The following is a 15,402-nucleotide window of genomic DNA, read 5'->3' as shown; positions in this document are numbered from 1 at the left end:
GGTCGTCGACGGCCGATAAATATATTTCAATCATAAACTAATTCACGCGTCAAATGCGCTCGGCGTCGCCGCCGACGGCCACCGCCACCGCAAGGGAAGCCCGGCCATTTTGTACGCTCGATCGGCACTGAGGCGCCGCACTCTGGCGAAATTGTATGCAACAACATTTTTTCTGACGGAGCCGTGACACGTGTTGACGGCCCCACCAACAATACTTTAGGCTTTAAGTAATTCCTCACCGGCCAGGGACCGGTGGATGTTGCAGGGCACCGATTTTGAGAGACTCGATCGTGTGGACAGTCGCCGTGCTCGAACAGCCGGCAGCAACAGCATCGCCGGCCGCGCATCGCGGCCGGGCCAACAGCCTTTCGTTGCTTCAGGAAATTCCCGCCCGCATCTGCCGATGGGCCTGTCGTTCGAGCGGCAACCAGCGCCATGGCCGCTGAGATCCGGCCGAGCAAACCCTCTTCGGTCGCGCCCGGATTTCGGCGCTGCAGCAATGTTTTCAATCGGTTCATTCGTCGTTCGGGCTCCCCGCACGGCAGCTTCGAGGCATTCCTATCCAGCACCAACGGAGGAGAACGCGTATGCGCAAGACTCTGAGCCTACTCGCACTTGTCGCCGGACTCTTCGCAGCGCCGGCTGCGCAGGCCGACATCACCATCGGCTTCGTCACCTCGCTGAGCGGCAACGGCTCGTCGATCGGAATCCCCTATGGGCGCGGCATCAATGCCGCCTATGAATACAGGAAGACCATCAACGGCGAGACCATTCGCCTGATCCAGCTCGACGACGGCTCCGACCCGTCGGCCGCGACCCGCAATGCGCGCAAGCTGGTGGAAGAAGAGAAGGTGGACCTCCTGATCGGCACGGCCACGGCGCCCTCGACCATCGCCATGGCGGCGGTGGCGAGCGAGCTGAAAGTGCCGATGATCGCGGTCTCGCCGATCGGCAAGCTGCCGGATACGCCGGAGCAGTGGGTGGTGTCGGTGCCGCAGCCGGCCTCTCTCCTCGTCAAGATCGTCGCCGACCGCATGAAGCGCGACGGCATGAAGAACATCGGCTATGTCGGCTTCTCCGATGCCTGGGGCGACCTCGTCTACAACGGCGCCAAGGCCGCCGAGGCCGCCGGCGACATCAAGATTCAGACCAACGAGCGCTATGCCCGCACCGACACCTCGGTCACCGCGCAGATTCTCAAGGTGATGGCCGCACGTCCCGACGCCGTGCTGGACGGCGGCTCGGGTACGCAAGGCGCGCTGCCGCTCCTCACGCTCGCCGAGCGGGGCTTCAAGGGAAACACCTACGGCACGGTGGCACTCGTCAATCCGGACTTCGTCAACGTCGGCGGCAAGGCGGCCGACGGCATTCAGGTCTCCGCGGGTCCCGTGATCGTCGCCGAGCAGCTTCCCGACGAGCACTTTGCCAAGAAGATCGCGCTGGATTTCCGCAGCGTATACCAGAAGACGCATAACATCCCGACCACCGACGGCTTCTCCGCCTATTCCTTCGACGCCTGGCTGATCTTCGCCAACGCCGCCGAGCGCGCGTTGAAGACCGCCAAGCCCGGAACGGCGGAATTCCGCACGGCGCTGCGGGACGCGATCCTCAGCACCAAGGAGCTGCCGGGCGTGCATGCCGTCTACAATTTCAAGCCCGGTGCGGTCACCGGTGTCGACGAGCGCTCGCTCGTCGTGGTGCGCCTGACCGGCGGCGCCTGGAAGTACGCGCCATAACCGGATCAATGGCCCCGGCATCACAGGGAGCAACGACGTCTCAATGACGAGCGACATTGCAGCCATTCTCGCGATCGACGGGATCGCCACCGGGGCCGTCTATGCCCTGGTGGCGATCGGGACCGTCCTGATCTTCACGGTGACGCGAGTCATCTTCATTCCCTTCGGCGACATCGCGGCCTTCACCGCGCTGACGCTTGCCGCCCTCGACGCGAAGCGCTTTCCCGGCACGGGAGCGCTGGTTGTGATCCTGGCCTGTCTTGCGACCCTGATCGAGATCATCTCGCTGGTGCGCTCCGGCGAACTCCGGCTGCTGCCCCGCGCGCTGTCCTTCTATCTCCTGCTTCCGCTCGCCGTGGTCGGTGCAGCCTGGCTTGTCATGCGCCTGGACCCGCCGCTTGCCGTCAGGCTCGTGCTGGCGCTGATGCTGATCACGCCGATCTCCCCGCTTCTGGATCGGATCGTCTTCCGTCCCATCGCTGACGGCACCGTGCTGTTGTTGCTGACGGTGTCCGTGGCGCTGCATTTCGCGCTGGTCGGCCTTGGCCTGTTGTTCTTCGGGCCCGAAGGGGTCCGAACCGAGCCGCTGACCTCGCTCTCGACCGAGTTCGCGGGCGTGCCGATCTCGGGGCAAACCATGCTGATCGTGATCGCGGCCCTCGTTTTCAGCGGCCTCCTCTACCTCTTCTTCGACTTCACGCTGGTCGGAAAATCGCTACGCGCCACGGCCGTGAACCGGACCGGCTCCCGGCTGATGGGAATACGCCCCGCCCGCGCCGGCACGATCGCTTACCTGCTGGGATCGCTGATGGCCGGCGTATCCGGCATCCTGATCGCGCCGGTGAACACCGTCTTCTACGATTCCGGCTTCCTGATCGGCCTCAAGGCCTTCGTCGGCGCCATCGTCGGTGGCATGACCAGCTATCCCGGTGCGGCGATCGGCGCCGTCGGCGTCGGCATCCTCGAAAGCTTCGCCTCCTTCGAGAGCAGCGCACTCAAGGACGTCATCGTCTTTTCGCTGCTGATCCCGATCCTGATCTGGCGATCCCTCGCCTCGCTGCATTCCGAGGAGGAGATCGAGGAATGACGCGCCTCCACATCCAGCTTGCCGCGGTCCTCGCCGTGCTGTGTCTCGCGGTGGCTCCCTTCGTGCTCAGTCCGTTCAGCATCACGCTGATGAACTATATCGGCATCTATTCGCTGGTCGCCATTGGTCTTGCACTCCTCACCGGCGTCGGCGGTATCGTGTCGTTCGGACAGGCGGCGTTCGTCGGCGTCGCGGCCTATGCAACCGCGTGGGTCTCTGCGTTGAACGGGTACTCCCCGTGGCTCGGCCTCGTGTTCGGCGTGGCGCTGACCTGCGGCGTCGCAACCGTTCTCGGCGTCGTCACCCTGCGACTTCAGGGCCATTTCCTGTCGCTCTCGACCGTCGCCTGGGGCCTCGCTATCGGCTTCCTGTTCGGCAATGTCGAGGGGCTCGGCCGCTTCAACGGCATCTCGTCGATCCCGCCGATCAGCTTCGGTTCGATTGCGCTGGTCACGAGCGCCCAGATCTATTTCCTGATCTGGGGCATCGTCGCCGCGGTGCTTTTCCTCGGCTACAACCTGCTGGACTCCCGGCTCGGCCGCGCCATGCGCGCGCTCCGCGGCGGCAATACGCTGGTCGAGAGCCTCGGCATCAACGCTTTCCGCATCAAGCTCGTGACCTTCGTGATCGCGGCCTTCCTCGCCTCGCTCTCCGGCTGGCTCTACGCACATATGAGCCGCTTCATCAGCCCGGGTCCGTTCGACGCCGGCATGGGCATCGAATATCTGATGATGTCGATGGTCGGCGGCGCCGGCAGCCTGCTCGGCGGCGTCGTGGGGGCCGCGGTCGTCACGCTGCTCAAGAACAGCGTGCAGGATTATCTGCCGCTGATCGCCAAGGGTGCCTCCGGCCAGCTCGAGATCGTCGCCTTCTCCGCATTGTTCATCCTGTTCTTGCAATGGGCACGGCAAGGCATCGTTCCCTTCGTCGCCCGCTATCTGCCCAAGGCCAAACGCGAGCGACCTCAACCGGCGCCGCCCCTGCCCCGTCGCGCGCAACCGACGCCCGGGGAGCTGCTTCTGAAAGTGGATGGTGCCGAGCGCCGGTTCGGCGGCCTCGTCGCGGTCAACAATGTCAGCTTCGAGGTCCGCGCTGGCGAAATCCTTGCCGTCATCGGCCCCAACGGCGCCGGCAAGAGCACGATGTTCAACTGCCTGACCGGCGCGCTCCGGGTCAACAAGGGTGAGATCGTCTTTGCGGGGCGACCGATCATGCATGATGCGCAGTCCCGCATCGCCAAGGCCGGCGTCGCGCGAACCTTCCAGCATGTGAAGCTGAGGCCGCGCATGAGCCTCTTGGAAAACGTGATGCTCGGCACCTATGCCCGCACGCGCACCGGCCTGTTCGCCGGCGCCTTCCGCCTCAACGGGCCTGAGGAAGCCAGTACCCGGCACGAGGCGCTGATGCAGCTCGAACGCGTCGGGCTTGGTGACAAGCCGTTCGAGCTCGCGGGCAATCTGCCGCTAGGCAACCAGCGCATCCTTGAGATCGCGCGCGCGCTCGCCGCCGACCCTGCGCTGCTGGTGCTGGACGAGCCCGCCGCCGGCCTTCGCCGCCAGGAGAAGCTGCGGCTTGCGGAACTGCTCCGCTCGCTGCGGGCAGACCATCTGACGATCCTGATCGTCGAGCATGACATGGAGTTCGTGATGTCGCTGGTCGACCGCATCGTGGTGCTCGATTTCGGCTCAAAACTCTGCGAAGGCGCGCCAGCCGCGATCCGCAGCGACGAGCGGGTGCAAGAGGCCTATCTCGGAGGCGTCGCGTGAGCGAGATGCTGTCCATGACTGATGTGACGGTCTGCTACGACAATGTCGAAGCGGTCCGCAACGTGTCGCTGTCGGTCGAGGAAGGTCAGATCGTCACCGTCATCGGCCCGAACGGTGCCGGCAAGACCACGCTGCTGATGGCGGCCATCGGCCTGCTGGCCTCGCGCGGGCGCATGGTCTTCCAGGGTCACGACATCGGCAGGATGTCGGTCGAAGATCGCGTCGAGCGCCGGCTGTGCCTGGTGCCGGAGAAGCGCGAGCTGTTCTCCGACATGACGGTCGCGGACAACCTTCTGCTCGGCTCCTACAGCCTGCGCGACCGCTCGGGCGTCCAGAAGACATTGGACGAGGTCTATGATCGCTTCCCCCGGCTGAAGGAACGGCAGCGCCAGGCGGCAGGCACGCTCTCCGGCGGCGAGCGCCAGATGCTCGCGCTCGGCCGCGCGCTGATGGCCAAGCCGAAACTGCTCATGCTGGACGAGCCGAGCCTCGGCCTCGCGCCGCTGATCGTGCGCGAGATCTTTCGCACCATCGCGTCCCTGCGCGATCTCGGCGTGTCGATCCTGCTGGTCGAGCAGAACGCCCGCGCCGCGCTTGAGACAGCCGACTACGGCTATGTGCTCGAGACCGGCGAGGTCGTGCAGTCAGGTCCGGCCAAGGATCTCATCCACGACCCCCGGCTGATCACGGCCTATCTAGGTGGACACTAGAGCGAGCCGGGATCAGGCCCGGCGAGCCACACAACAAAAATATCGAAAAACAACCCCATGCACAGTAGCTGGCGACAGCGATATCAATGGTTTGATACCCAGTAACTGCGGATTTAACGAAATCAACTTGATCCGTCGGGCAAAACAGTGGCACAATGCCATCATCGCTGCCCATGGATAGCCGATGGCTTTCATCGCCAACTCGGACATCCCAGTTACAAGGGGATCAGCAAGCTAAAGCCCGCCCGCGACAATTGGGAACGGTGGAGCACACCATCACCCGATGAAATGGCGTCGCCTGCGCGCCCACATCTTGGGCGACAGCAAAGGCTAATCAATGATGCTCTAGTCGGCGCGATAAATCGAACATCAGTTGCGCTCCATTTTGAATCCGCATTTTGGCACAAAGTGCATATTACGTCCGGCCTCGCCGACGACCGCTATTGGCTCATGGCAGACCTATCGTGGCCGTCTGCTTGATGTCGGCTTTTGACCCAACTGCGACATCGCTTGGCAGCATCCAGTTTTCGCCGGAGCCCTTTCAATTGGGCGAGAGGTCCGGCGATCTGCGCTTCCGGCGATAGATGCGCCTTCGCTGGCTATTCCAATGTGCTATTCTTATCGCATAGGCCATAGGTATCCCATGACAGGTACTGCAGAGTGGCTCGCATCGATCGGTTTGGGGGAGTACGCCCAGCGTTTCGCCGAGAACGCCATCGATTTCTCGGTCGTTAGCGATCTCACGGAGCAGGACCTCAAGGACCTTGGCGTCCTGCTTGGGCACCGGCGCAAAATTCTGCGCGCAATTGCAGAACTCAAGAGTGAAGTCCTCGTATCAGTCCGAACGGCCGCCAAACCGGCGCCGCGGGACAGCGCCGAGCGGCGCCAACTGACGGTCATGTTTTGCGATCTGGTGGACTCGTCGGCACTTGCGGCCCGACTGGATCCAGAGGACTTGCGCTCGGTAATCGGTGCCTATCACGACTGCATCGCGGGTGTTATCGCCCGGAATGAGGGCGTCATCGCGCGGTACATGGGGGATGGCGTGCTTGCCTATTTCGGCTATCCCCAGGCCCACGAGGACGATGCCGAGCAGGCGACACGCGCGGGGCTGACACTGGTCGATGCCGTGGCCAACCTCCAGACAGATATCGGTACGAGGCTACAGGTCCGCGTTGGCATCGCCACCGGAATGGTCGTCGTGGGTGATCTGACCGGCGAAGGCGCCGCCAAGGAGCACGCGGTCATTGGTGAGACACCGAACCTGGCCGCTCGCCTGCAGCAGTTCGCCGAGCCCGGCATGGTGCTGATTTCCGAGAGCACACACCAGCTCACCGATGGACATTTCGAGTACCGCGATCTCGGCCCTGTCGCGCTCAAAGGATGGGCGGAACCAATACCTGCCTGGCAGGTGCTCGGGATCAGTGGAGCGGAAAGCCGCTTCGAGGCGCAGCACAAGACGCGGTTGACATCGCTAATCGGGCGTGACGAGGAGATCGAACTGCTGTTGCGGCGCTGGCGGCATGCCGCGTCAGGCGAAGGCTGCGTCGTGGTTCTAACTGGAGAGCCGGGTATCGGTAAGTCGCATATCGCGCTGGCGCTTCAAGAGCGGCTCCAGGCCGAACCACACATTACGGTACGGCACTTCTGCTCGGCGCACCACGCCAACAGTGCGCTGTATCCATTCATCGTCAACCTCGAACGTGCCGCCCGGTTCGAGCGAGGCGAGACGCCGACGGAGAAGTTTGCCAAGCTTGAAGCTCTGCTCTTGCGGTTTGGCGCCGATGCAGACCGCGTGGTGCCGGCCCTGGCCAATCTTCTGTCGCTTCCGCTCTGCGACCGCTATCGCCTTCCCGAAATGACTCCGCAGACCCGCAAGGACATGACGCTGGCGGCGTTCCTGGCCCAGCTCGAAGCATTGGCGGCGCGTCAGCCGGTGTTCGTGATATTCGAGGATGCCCATTGGGCGGATCCGACGTCGCTGGAACTGCTCGCGGTTACACTGGAAAAGCTGCCGCGGCTTCGCGTACTGCTGCTGATCACGGCGAGACCGGAGTTCGCCCCGCCCTGGCCTGGTCATGCCCATGTGACGACGATCTCGCTCACGCGGCTCAGCCGGCGCAACGGGGCGGCATTGGTCGAGCGCGTCACCGCCGGCAAGACGCTCCCCGAGGAGGTCATGCACCAAATCCTCGCCCGTACCGATGGCGTACCCTTGTTCGTCGAGGAACTGACGAAGGCCGTGCTCGAAACCGGGCTGTTGCAGGAGCGGGACGACCATTACACGCTCAGCCGTCCGCTACCATCGATGGCGATTCCGACGACGTTGAGCGCATCGCTGATGGCCAGGCTCGACCGATTGGCTCCGGTGAAATACGTGGCTCAGATCGGCGCCGTCGTGGGGCGCGAGTTCTCCTACGAACTGCTGAGCGCCGTTGCCGAGTTGCCAAGGCAGACGCTGGAGGAGGCGCTTGCCCAGCTTGTCAGGGCGGAGCTGATATTCTGCCGGGGCGAGATACCCCGGGCGGTCTATACTTTCAAGCATGCGCTGGTACGCGACGCTGCCGAATCCGGGCTTCTGAAGAGCCGACGCGCTACGCTGCACGCCACCATCGCGGACGTGTTCGAGCAACAGTTCCCGGAAATCGTGGAGGCTCAACCCGAGACTCTCGCGCTCCACCTCACGGAGGCGGGACTGTTCGAAAAGGCAGGAGAATATTGGCTTCAGGCGGGAAGGAAGGCGGCCATGCGCTCCGCCAACCTCGAAGCTATCGCACACCTGCGGAAGGGCATCGAGGTGTTGGCCCATTTGGCCGACGGTGCTCGGAAGGACAGACGAGAGCTTGATTTCCAGTTCGCGCTGGGACCATGCCTGATCGCTACCCAGGGACCGGCATCGCCACATGCGGTGGCGATCTTCGCTCGCGCGCGCGAGCTGTGCCAGCGCCTCGAAGACCCCCCCGAGCAACTACAAATCATGTTCTGGTTGACCACCGCGAGCGTCATTCGTGGTGAGTTGCCGGTCGCCGAGGAAATGATCTCGGCGCTACTCGAACTCGCGGAGGCGCGCGGCGATCGACCAACGTTGCTCAACGCGATGCGTGGACAAGGCATGATTCGACTTTTCATGGGACATCTCGAAGGAGCCCACGAAGTGATCGTACGGGCCTTCGAAGCGTTCGAGGCAAGCAACGAGCAGGACAGATTGGCGGCGCGTGCCGCCGGCCAGGATGCGGGCGTGGCCGACCTTGCCCTGATGTCATGGGTGCTCTGGCTGCTGGGCCGCCCCGATACCGCGCTCGCACGACTGGATACCGCCATTCGGCGTGCCGACGCCATTGGTCATCCGCATTCGCAGGCCTATGGATGTTACTATGCGTCCATTCTCCACGCTCTTCGGGGCGAGTTCCTGACTGCGCACGGCTATGCGGAACGCTGTCTTGCCTTGTCGGAGGAGCACGGATTCCGGCAATGGAGAGGATTGGCGCGCGCCGTTCGGGGGATAAGTGCCACCTTTCTTGATCCTTCGTCCGCCGCGCTCGCGGAAATCCAGGGTGCGATGAACGAATATCGCAACGCGGGCTATCAGCTCGGCATCACGGCCCTATACGTGCTCCTGAGCCCGGCCCTATTGTCGAGCCGTCAGCGCGAAGCCACGCTCGAGCTGATCGAACAGGGTCTTGCCACAACCAGCCGCAATAGCGAGCGGATATTTGAGGCCGAACTGTACCGACTGAAGGCGCGCGCGCTGCTCTTCGATGAAGTACCGGGAGCCGGCACCGAGGCGCAATCACTGTTCGAGCGCGCACTGACAACGGCGAGAAGCCAATACGCCAAGGCCCTTGAACTTCGAGTTGCAGTGGACCTCGGCGCCTTGTGGGTCGATCAGGGCAGACGCAAGGAAGCGCTCGACCTGCTTGCTCCCGTCTACGCCGGGTTCGCCGAGGGTTTTGAAACGCAGGATCTAAAGCAAGCGAAGGCACTGCTCGATCGACTGCAGTAATTCTGCCCGGATCACAGATATTGGAGTCTGGTTCAGCGGTCGCGGAGCTACTTGCCTTTGGCACTAGGCATCCGCTCGCTCTTGGCATTTACGATACGTATCTTTCACCTCTTGCCATCCCTCCTTGTCGTTCTTCTCTGGATGCTCATTTATGAAGTGTGGCCCATCATGCGGGTCGAGGTCTGCATGTGCGTGATACCTCTTGATTGCTTGTTCCGCAGCGGCTCTTCCCAACACTCGCCCGTTATAGAGGTTGCTGTGATTCCATTTGAAATTGATGTGCCCCGGCACCTGGATCTCGACGATTATGCCTTCCCATTTGGGTTCGTCGTACTGCACGTGATATTTGAAGATCCTGACGTCATCTTCGCCAACGGTCGCTGCGAATAACTGGCAAAGATTCGCCAGGGCATCATGAAGGTCTTTCGGTTTGCGGACCTGCTTTGAATCAACGATCCTGCTGACCCATACTTCGTCCAGCGTATCGTCCGGTGGGTTATGGTGCTCCTGGAGCAAGCTCTCGAAGTTGACCGTGTCGACCAGCGCTCCTTCGCAGTATGTAACCTCGTCGATCTCTACCGTTTCTTCGATAAAGGGAAGAGCTGAGCACGCACATAGGCTGGACGCGCTGATTGGCCCTTTGTACTCTTTCTTGTCGGCTTGCTGGATCATTGGTCGGTTGGAAAACAACGCGAGCTTATGGTCATCAAGATTCCAGGCGTTGTGAAATATGACGGGCTTTCCAGGCTCTTTGAGCGCTTCGAACTTTATGCTCTTCATGAACTGGCTATTCGGATAGTTGATCTTGGAGAGGCCAGTGACATGGGACAAGTACATCATTGACGTGAGATAGCGAACGAAGGGATTGGGTGCCAGGACCTGATTAAGGATCCATCTGTTGATGTCTCCGTCGTCCGGGATAGTGAACTTCTGTTGAGGGAACCAGAGCGACATAGAATCCCTGAAGGCATTCACCATGGTCGATGGGTCCCATAAATGCAGATAGTTCTTGGGATCCATGACGAAGCTGGTCAGAGCCCTGCTCATGCTTCCTGCCCAATCTGGACCAAACACGGTGTTTATGGGGAAGCGCTTATAGCCTTCGTCGTCTCGAAACACGCCATTCTTGAAGAATTGATAGGTCTTTTCCGCCCTGGCTTTGTTTTCAACTCCATCAAACTGATTGTAGACGATCCCAACCCAGGCGCCGATGCAGGACAAAGCCCACACCTCAAACTCTATATCTGCGTTGGCAAGGGCTTCCAGAACCCCGATGTGCAATCCTGCTGCCGGACCGCCTCCGCCGAGCGCAATCGCTCTCTTTACCATCGGATCCTCCATCTGATTTATCGTGTGGCTTATTCTCCAATCAACTTTCTGAATTGCGTAACGCGATTGCTCGTTCTTGGGCTCTCGGCCGCACAGAATGCCATCGAACCAAATTTGACAGTTCATAGAGCCAGCATTGCGAAATACGATACGTGCGACGGAGCGGTCGACGTCGATGTTCGATCTCGAATCTGCTGATGCCACTGGCGCACGACGGCCAAGAGCCCGCTCAGCTTATCGCGGTCTGGCCCGTCCATTTGTGAACCACTTCACGTACGATATTTATTGCCGACCATGGCAGCGGACCTGTTATCCAATCGCGACTTCCGTTATTGGCCCAAAGCGGACGCTTTGTAGTCTTTGCTCAGATGTCGGCTTGTGACCCGGAACGGACATATCGAAATCAAAATAGACCGAAACGGACGAGAAGCACCGCGACTCAACTACGGGAGTCCTTTTGTCACCGTAAAGGGATTGAACCCACGTTCCGCGAGGGCAGCCCACGAAGCTGCGCCAAGATGTGACAATCGGAAATAGAGCCGCGGTTTGGTCGGATCGGTGTCCAACACGAACCCGGTCGGCAACTCGCGGGCAGTTGTGGCATAGAACCCACCATCCGGCGACCTCTGGGATTCGACTACAGCGATCAACGAGTCTGCTCTCCCAGTCCTGCCGAGCAATTTCATCAAGAGAGCCATTTGGCCCGTTCCTTCGGTCCACACACCGTCTCGGTCTTCACCGTAAGAAAAGCCCTCATCGACACTCATTCGCTGTTCGGCGGTCGTAATTGCCGATGCAAATTTCTCGACCGCTCCGTGGAGCGCTATTAAAGGCCAGACCTGAGCATCGAGAGCCAAAATCGGATTGTGCGTGACACCGTCTTCAGCGGTACCTGCGGCGAAACAGGCGCATGCCGGATCCCACATCGTATTTACGAAGTACTCAGCGACCGTTGCCTTATCGCGCCAGCGCGAATCCCCTGTACGGATCGCAAGAAGGCCAAACGCGGCGGCGAGGTCAGTATTATGTTCAGTCGATTTCCACGTCCGCACTTCCGGCGTCGGTTCGTGCCCAAACGTACCACCCGTGAAACCGCCAGTACCGCGCGTATCGGCCCATTGCGCGACCCAGGCGCCAAGCCGTGCTGCACCATCGCGGAACCGAGAGCCGGCGTTCACATCATCAAGCGACAGCAACGCCAACATGGCCCATGCCATGTTACCAACATCGCTGCCCACCTGATATCGATCCTCTAACCATTTGTTCTGAGTATTGTCCCACCACCCCGGAAGTTTGACGGGGCCATTCCCCACCACGCCCGCGGCGTAAGCGTTCCGGAGCCGTCCATCATGCCAGGTGCGGTCGTTGTCGATGGCCCAGAGAAGCGCCGAGCCAATCCGATACGCTTTGTCTTGCTCACCGCAACCGACCAACGCGATGGCGGCTACCGCATTGTCATAGAGGTAGGCGGCGCCATGCAGAGGCCCCGATTCGACGGTCGGATAGCTGGGCAGGAACAACGGCCCTGATGGCGGTGCCTTATCAATTAGACCAGCGAGGTATCCGCACGCTGACGTTTTTGGTGCTGTTGAGGCTTGCAGTGGAGCGGAGGCCATCATGATTGCGAAAGTCGCGACGATCCAGGTCTGAAGGCAGAGTCCGCGACAACGGTAGAAGCAACAAGTGATTGGTGCCGGTAGCATTTCGCTGCCTCTCGTGTCTTTTCAACCAAGATAGACTTTAGGACATCGGGAAGAATCCGGTCAGGATCGAGAAAAAAAAGTGCCTTCGTCTTCAATGGCAGCTTATGGCACTTTTCGGACCTGCGGCGGCAGTGTTCCGATGTCCGCTGTTGAGGGTTGAACGGACCTAAATCAGCCGCGCCCGAAGGTCGCCTTTTGACCCAGACCGGACCACCCGTTCGCCGCGCAGGCATTGGGCTTAGGCTCGACCGGTCCTCGCGCTAGTTTGAAGGACCTCCTGTTGCCAGACAGAGCGGTCGTCCCCATCGTATAGTGATCAGAAATCGCCAGCCACGAAAAGACCAGACTACTGGCGATTGCCGCGCTTGCGCCGCCTGCTTGGGCGGAAGGGCGCGGGTACGGGTGCCAGGGCGAGCCCCTGGTACGGTATGGCAATCATCCCTCGACCATGGCCGACGAGTGCCGGTCATGCCAGTCCCGTGGATTATCGAAGAGCTGATCTATGGCCAAAAGCATTCTTGTCATCGTTGCTATTCTCGCAATTTCTACTTCTGGCGCTTTGGCCGCACAGAGGACCCATCATGGCCGCGCGTCGCCTGCGCCGTCGCCGAGCGAGGGGTCGAGGGGGCTGAGCCCATATGCTGTGGGCCCAGGTAATTCCAACGACCGCGAGATGTACATCAAGAACCTGCGCGACTCCGGGTATAATCCGGAGAACAACTTCAACAGGTTCGGGAACGTGCAGGCAGCACCTTATGGGGGCGGCTAAACCTCGAATCCCGTTAACCCGGTACCGGCGCGGCTGCCGTCGCTAGGCCCGCCAAAACGGCTTTTCGAGTTCGTGCGCGATGTCGCTCCGGGAGACGCCGATATCGTGCAGGTCGGGCTCGGTCCAGCGCGCGAGCTCCCGGCGATCGCGATAACGCTGCCGCCAGAGATGAAGGGTCGCGCCAACGCTGGCCCAAACCTCGTAGAGGTTGACGAGAGCCTTGATATCAGCGGAGATCAGGCGTGTTGAAGACAACTTCACAGCTTTATCTCCCCCTATAAGTTCGGGAGGACTGTATCGCTGTGCTACTGACAGCATACTGTCAGCAGCAGGTAGCATCTCTGGCCCAAGGAACGGAGATGCCCCGGCTTCGGCTGACAATCACTTTGCGTCATGTATTCTTGGGAAGTCCGATGTTGGCCCATCAGCGAAGTGACGACACCGCTCAAGGAGGTCCGCTTAGCGAGGCATGCGGACTGGATTTGCTCGCTCTGAGTTCTTCGCATTTTGCCCCGAAGTCGACCTTAAACTCGTAACCAGCGAGAGGCTGATCGCAGCTTAGCAGAGTCCTTGGTGGGACTTAGCACAAGCGGCACGCTCCCCAGGATCCGCAGCAACCCGCGCAACCACCGAACCCCCAGCCACCATACCCCCAGTCATCGAACCCGATGTCGTCATAGAATCCGATGCTGAACCCGCAGCCGCCGCAACCGCAACCACGGAAGCCACGGCAACCACGGAAGCCACCGCAACCTCGGATGCCAACGAACCCGCTACCACCGCAACCTCGAATGCCAACGAGCCCGCCACCACCGCAACCTCGGATGCCAACAAACCCACCACCACCGCAACCTCGGCCGCCAACAAACCCGCCGCCACCGCAACCTCGGCCGCCAACAAACCCGCCGCCGCCGCAACCTCGGCCGCCGCCGCACCCCCCGCCACCATGGCCGCACCCGCAACCACCGCACCCCCGCGCTAGCTGCACGCCGCCGCCAAAGTTTTCTCTATCGAAAAGATGGAACGTGGCCAGACTGACGTCGGCCATTTCCTCTTCGCCAAGAAAGAAGCGCTGATTTGGCGAGGTGTTGGATTGCGGGATACCGGTAGCGGGCATCGTGGATGCGGATGCGCTACTCGCCAGCGAAAGACCCAGTCCGGCCGCACCTAGCACCTTCACGGTGGCGGCTTTGGCTGTGCGCTTCTGCTTCGAAGCTTGCTTGACCCGTGGCATGATCGCACCCTCCGTAGTTCTTGTGAAAGCGCTCTGCAAGAGTGCGCTCGGCGAAACCGGCGCGCAAGGGTTACCTGTGCCATAAAATGCGAAACATCTCATCGAGCTCCATTCATCTTCAGAACCGAGATCGACACATGACCGCTTTTGGTTGAGCAGAATCACGCCAGCTGACCAGCGCAAGAGGCGTCGCGATGTCGGCTGTCTACGGGAAAGCGGAAGTCACACGATGGTTGGGCTGACCGCAGCTTTTGACCCAAAGCGGAAATCACTAGCTCGGTACCCCGCTTAGGTGAAATGTCGTAGCAAGGATGCGCCAGCCGTCGGGGGAGCGAACAAGGTTGTACGACTGCCGCCATTGCCTTGTGACGCTTCCATCCGGTCGGAGGTTTTTCCACGTTACAGTTCCGAGAGCACTGCGTTCGCCTATAGGAACAGCCACTACATCGTGCAGAGTTCCACTTTCGGCCCCTTCGCGTCGGTAGGTGTCGGCCACTCCTTGGAAAAACCGCGCAATCTCGTCACGTGACTGAAAACTATGTATCGACCCGTCACCCCGCATGGTGATGCAGGGAGCGCAGTAGAGTTTGGCGATTTGATCACCATCCCAGGTGGTGAATGTCTGCATGTATTTATTGAAGAAGGCAGATATCTCGACTTCAAGCGCTTCCGGCATGATTTGTCTCCAGAGCTTTCATGTTCTGCGACGAGCAAGCCAACCCGAATTGTCTTGGGTTGCGATACAGCGCACGCGGAATTCGGATGGCGACATGCCGTTCAGCCGATCCGCTGCTGGGTCCAACTCCGCGCAACTGGCCTGCTCTACAGTTACGATCTGATCCGCGGCCAACCAAGCTACGATTGGAACTGAAGGGCCAATGATTACGAGATAGGCCAAGCCGAGAGCGGGAGACCAACGTTCAATACCAAGCCCCGTCCGGAAGACCACGGCCATTCCTAAGCCGAAGCACGCGATCCAAACGGCAAGCCAACAAGCAGAGATCATTCGTCTCTCCCCGCTCCAACAGTGTGCGCAATGTTACCGTTGACGCCCATCTCTCGCCA

9 protein-coding genes are annotated in these 15,402 nt (G+C 60.8%); 5 read left to right on the top strand and 4 right to left on the bottom strand.

The window, feature by feature from the left end:
- Positions 1-587: 587 nt before the first annotated feature.
- The 5 genes from AB7245_RS17465 to AB7245_RS17445 all read left to right on the top strand — a co-directional run bounded on the left by AB7245_RS17465 (position 588) and on the right by AB7245_RS17445 (position 9,302).
- A complete protein-coding gene (locus AB7245_RS17465; protein WP_063984213.1) occupies positions 588-1,736 on the top strand; it encodes an ABC transporter substrate-binding protein in 1,149 nt (382 codons plus the stop codon).
- Between the two features lie 43 nt (positions 1,737-1,779).
- Positions 1,780-2,823: a branched-chain amino acid ABC transporter permease gene (locus AB7245_RS17460; protein ID WP_439034463.1), complete on the top strand. Its 1,044-nt coding sequence runs from the start codon at positions 1,780-1,782 to the stop codon at positions 2,821-2,823.
- Positions 2,820-4,589 (top strand): branched-chain amino acid ABC transporter ATP-binding protein/permease, encoded by a 1,770-nt coding sequence (locus AB7245_RS17455; protein ID WP_439034462.1) that lies wholly within the window; start codon positions 2,820-2,822, stop codon positions 4,587-4,589. Before AB7245_RS17460 ends, AB7245_RS17455 begins: the two co-directional genes overlap by 4 nt.
- A complete protein-coding gene (locus AB7245_RS17450) occupies positions 4,586-5,299 on the top strand; it encodes an ABC transporter ATP-binding protein (RefSeq protein ID WP_014496276.1) in 714 nt (237 codons plus the stop codon). Before AB7245_RS17455 ends, AB7245_RS17450 begins: the two co-directional genes overlap by 4 nt.
- A gap of 643 nt (positions 5,300-5,942) precedes the next feature.
- Positions 5,943-9,302, top strand: coding sequence for an adenylate/guanylate cyclase domain-containing protein (locus tag AB7245_RS17445; RefSeq protein ID WP_439034461.1), 3,360 nt, complete (start codon positions 5,943-5,945; stop codon positions 9,300-9,302).
- Positions 9,303-9,365: 63 nt separating this feature from the next.
- Here the strand turns inward: AB7245_RS17445 and AB7245_RS17440 are convergent, their stop codons facing one another.
- From AB7245_RS17440 to AB7245_RS17425, 4 genes are all read right to left on the bottom strand, one after another.
- Entirely contained in the window at positions 9,366-10,643 is a 1,278-nt protein-coding gene (locus AB7245_RS17440; protein WP_439034460.1) for a patatin-like phospholipase family protein, read from the bottom strand.
- 431 nt (positions 10,644-11,074) lie between these two features.
- Entirely contained in the window at positions 11,075-12,151 is a 1,077-nt protein-coding gene (locus AB7245_RS17435) for a hypothetical protein (protein WP_071915261.1), read from the bottom strand.
- A 994-nt stretch (positions 12,152-13,145) separates the two neighbouring features.
- Positions 13,146-13,364, bottom strand: a complete 219-nt coding sequence (locus tag AB7245_RS17430) for a DUF1127 domain-containing protein (protein WP_414643248.1) — start codon at positions 13,362-13,364, stop codon at positions 13,146-13,148.
- Positions 13,365-14,608: 1,244 nt separating this feature from the next.
- Positions 14,609-15,013, bottom strand: a complete 405-nt coding sequence (locus AB7245_RS17425; protein ID WP_283018593.1) for a nuclear transport factor 2 family protein — start codon at positions 15,011-15,013, stop codon at positions 14,609-14,611.
- Positions 15,014-15,402 lie beyond the last annotated feature (389 nt).

Source organism: Bradyrhizobium sp. 604_D8_N2_3, from assembly GCF_051810765.1.
Taxonomy (GTDB): Bacteria; Pseudomonadota; Alphaproteobacteria; order Rhizobiales; family Xanthobacteraceae; genus Bradyrhizobium; species Bradyrhizobium barranii.
This window is presented reverse-complemented; position numbering and strand designations above follow the sequence as displayed.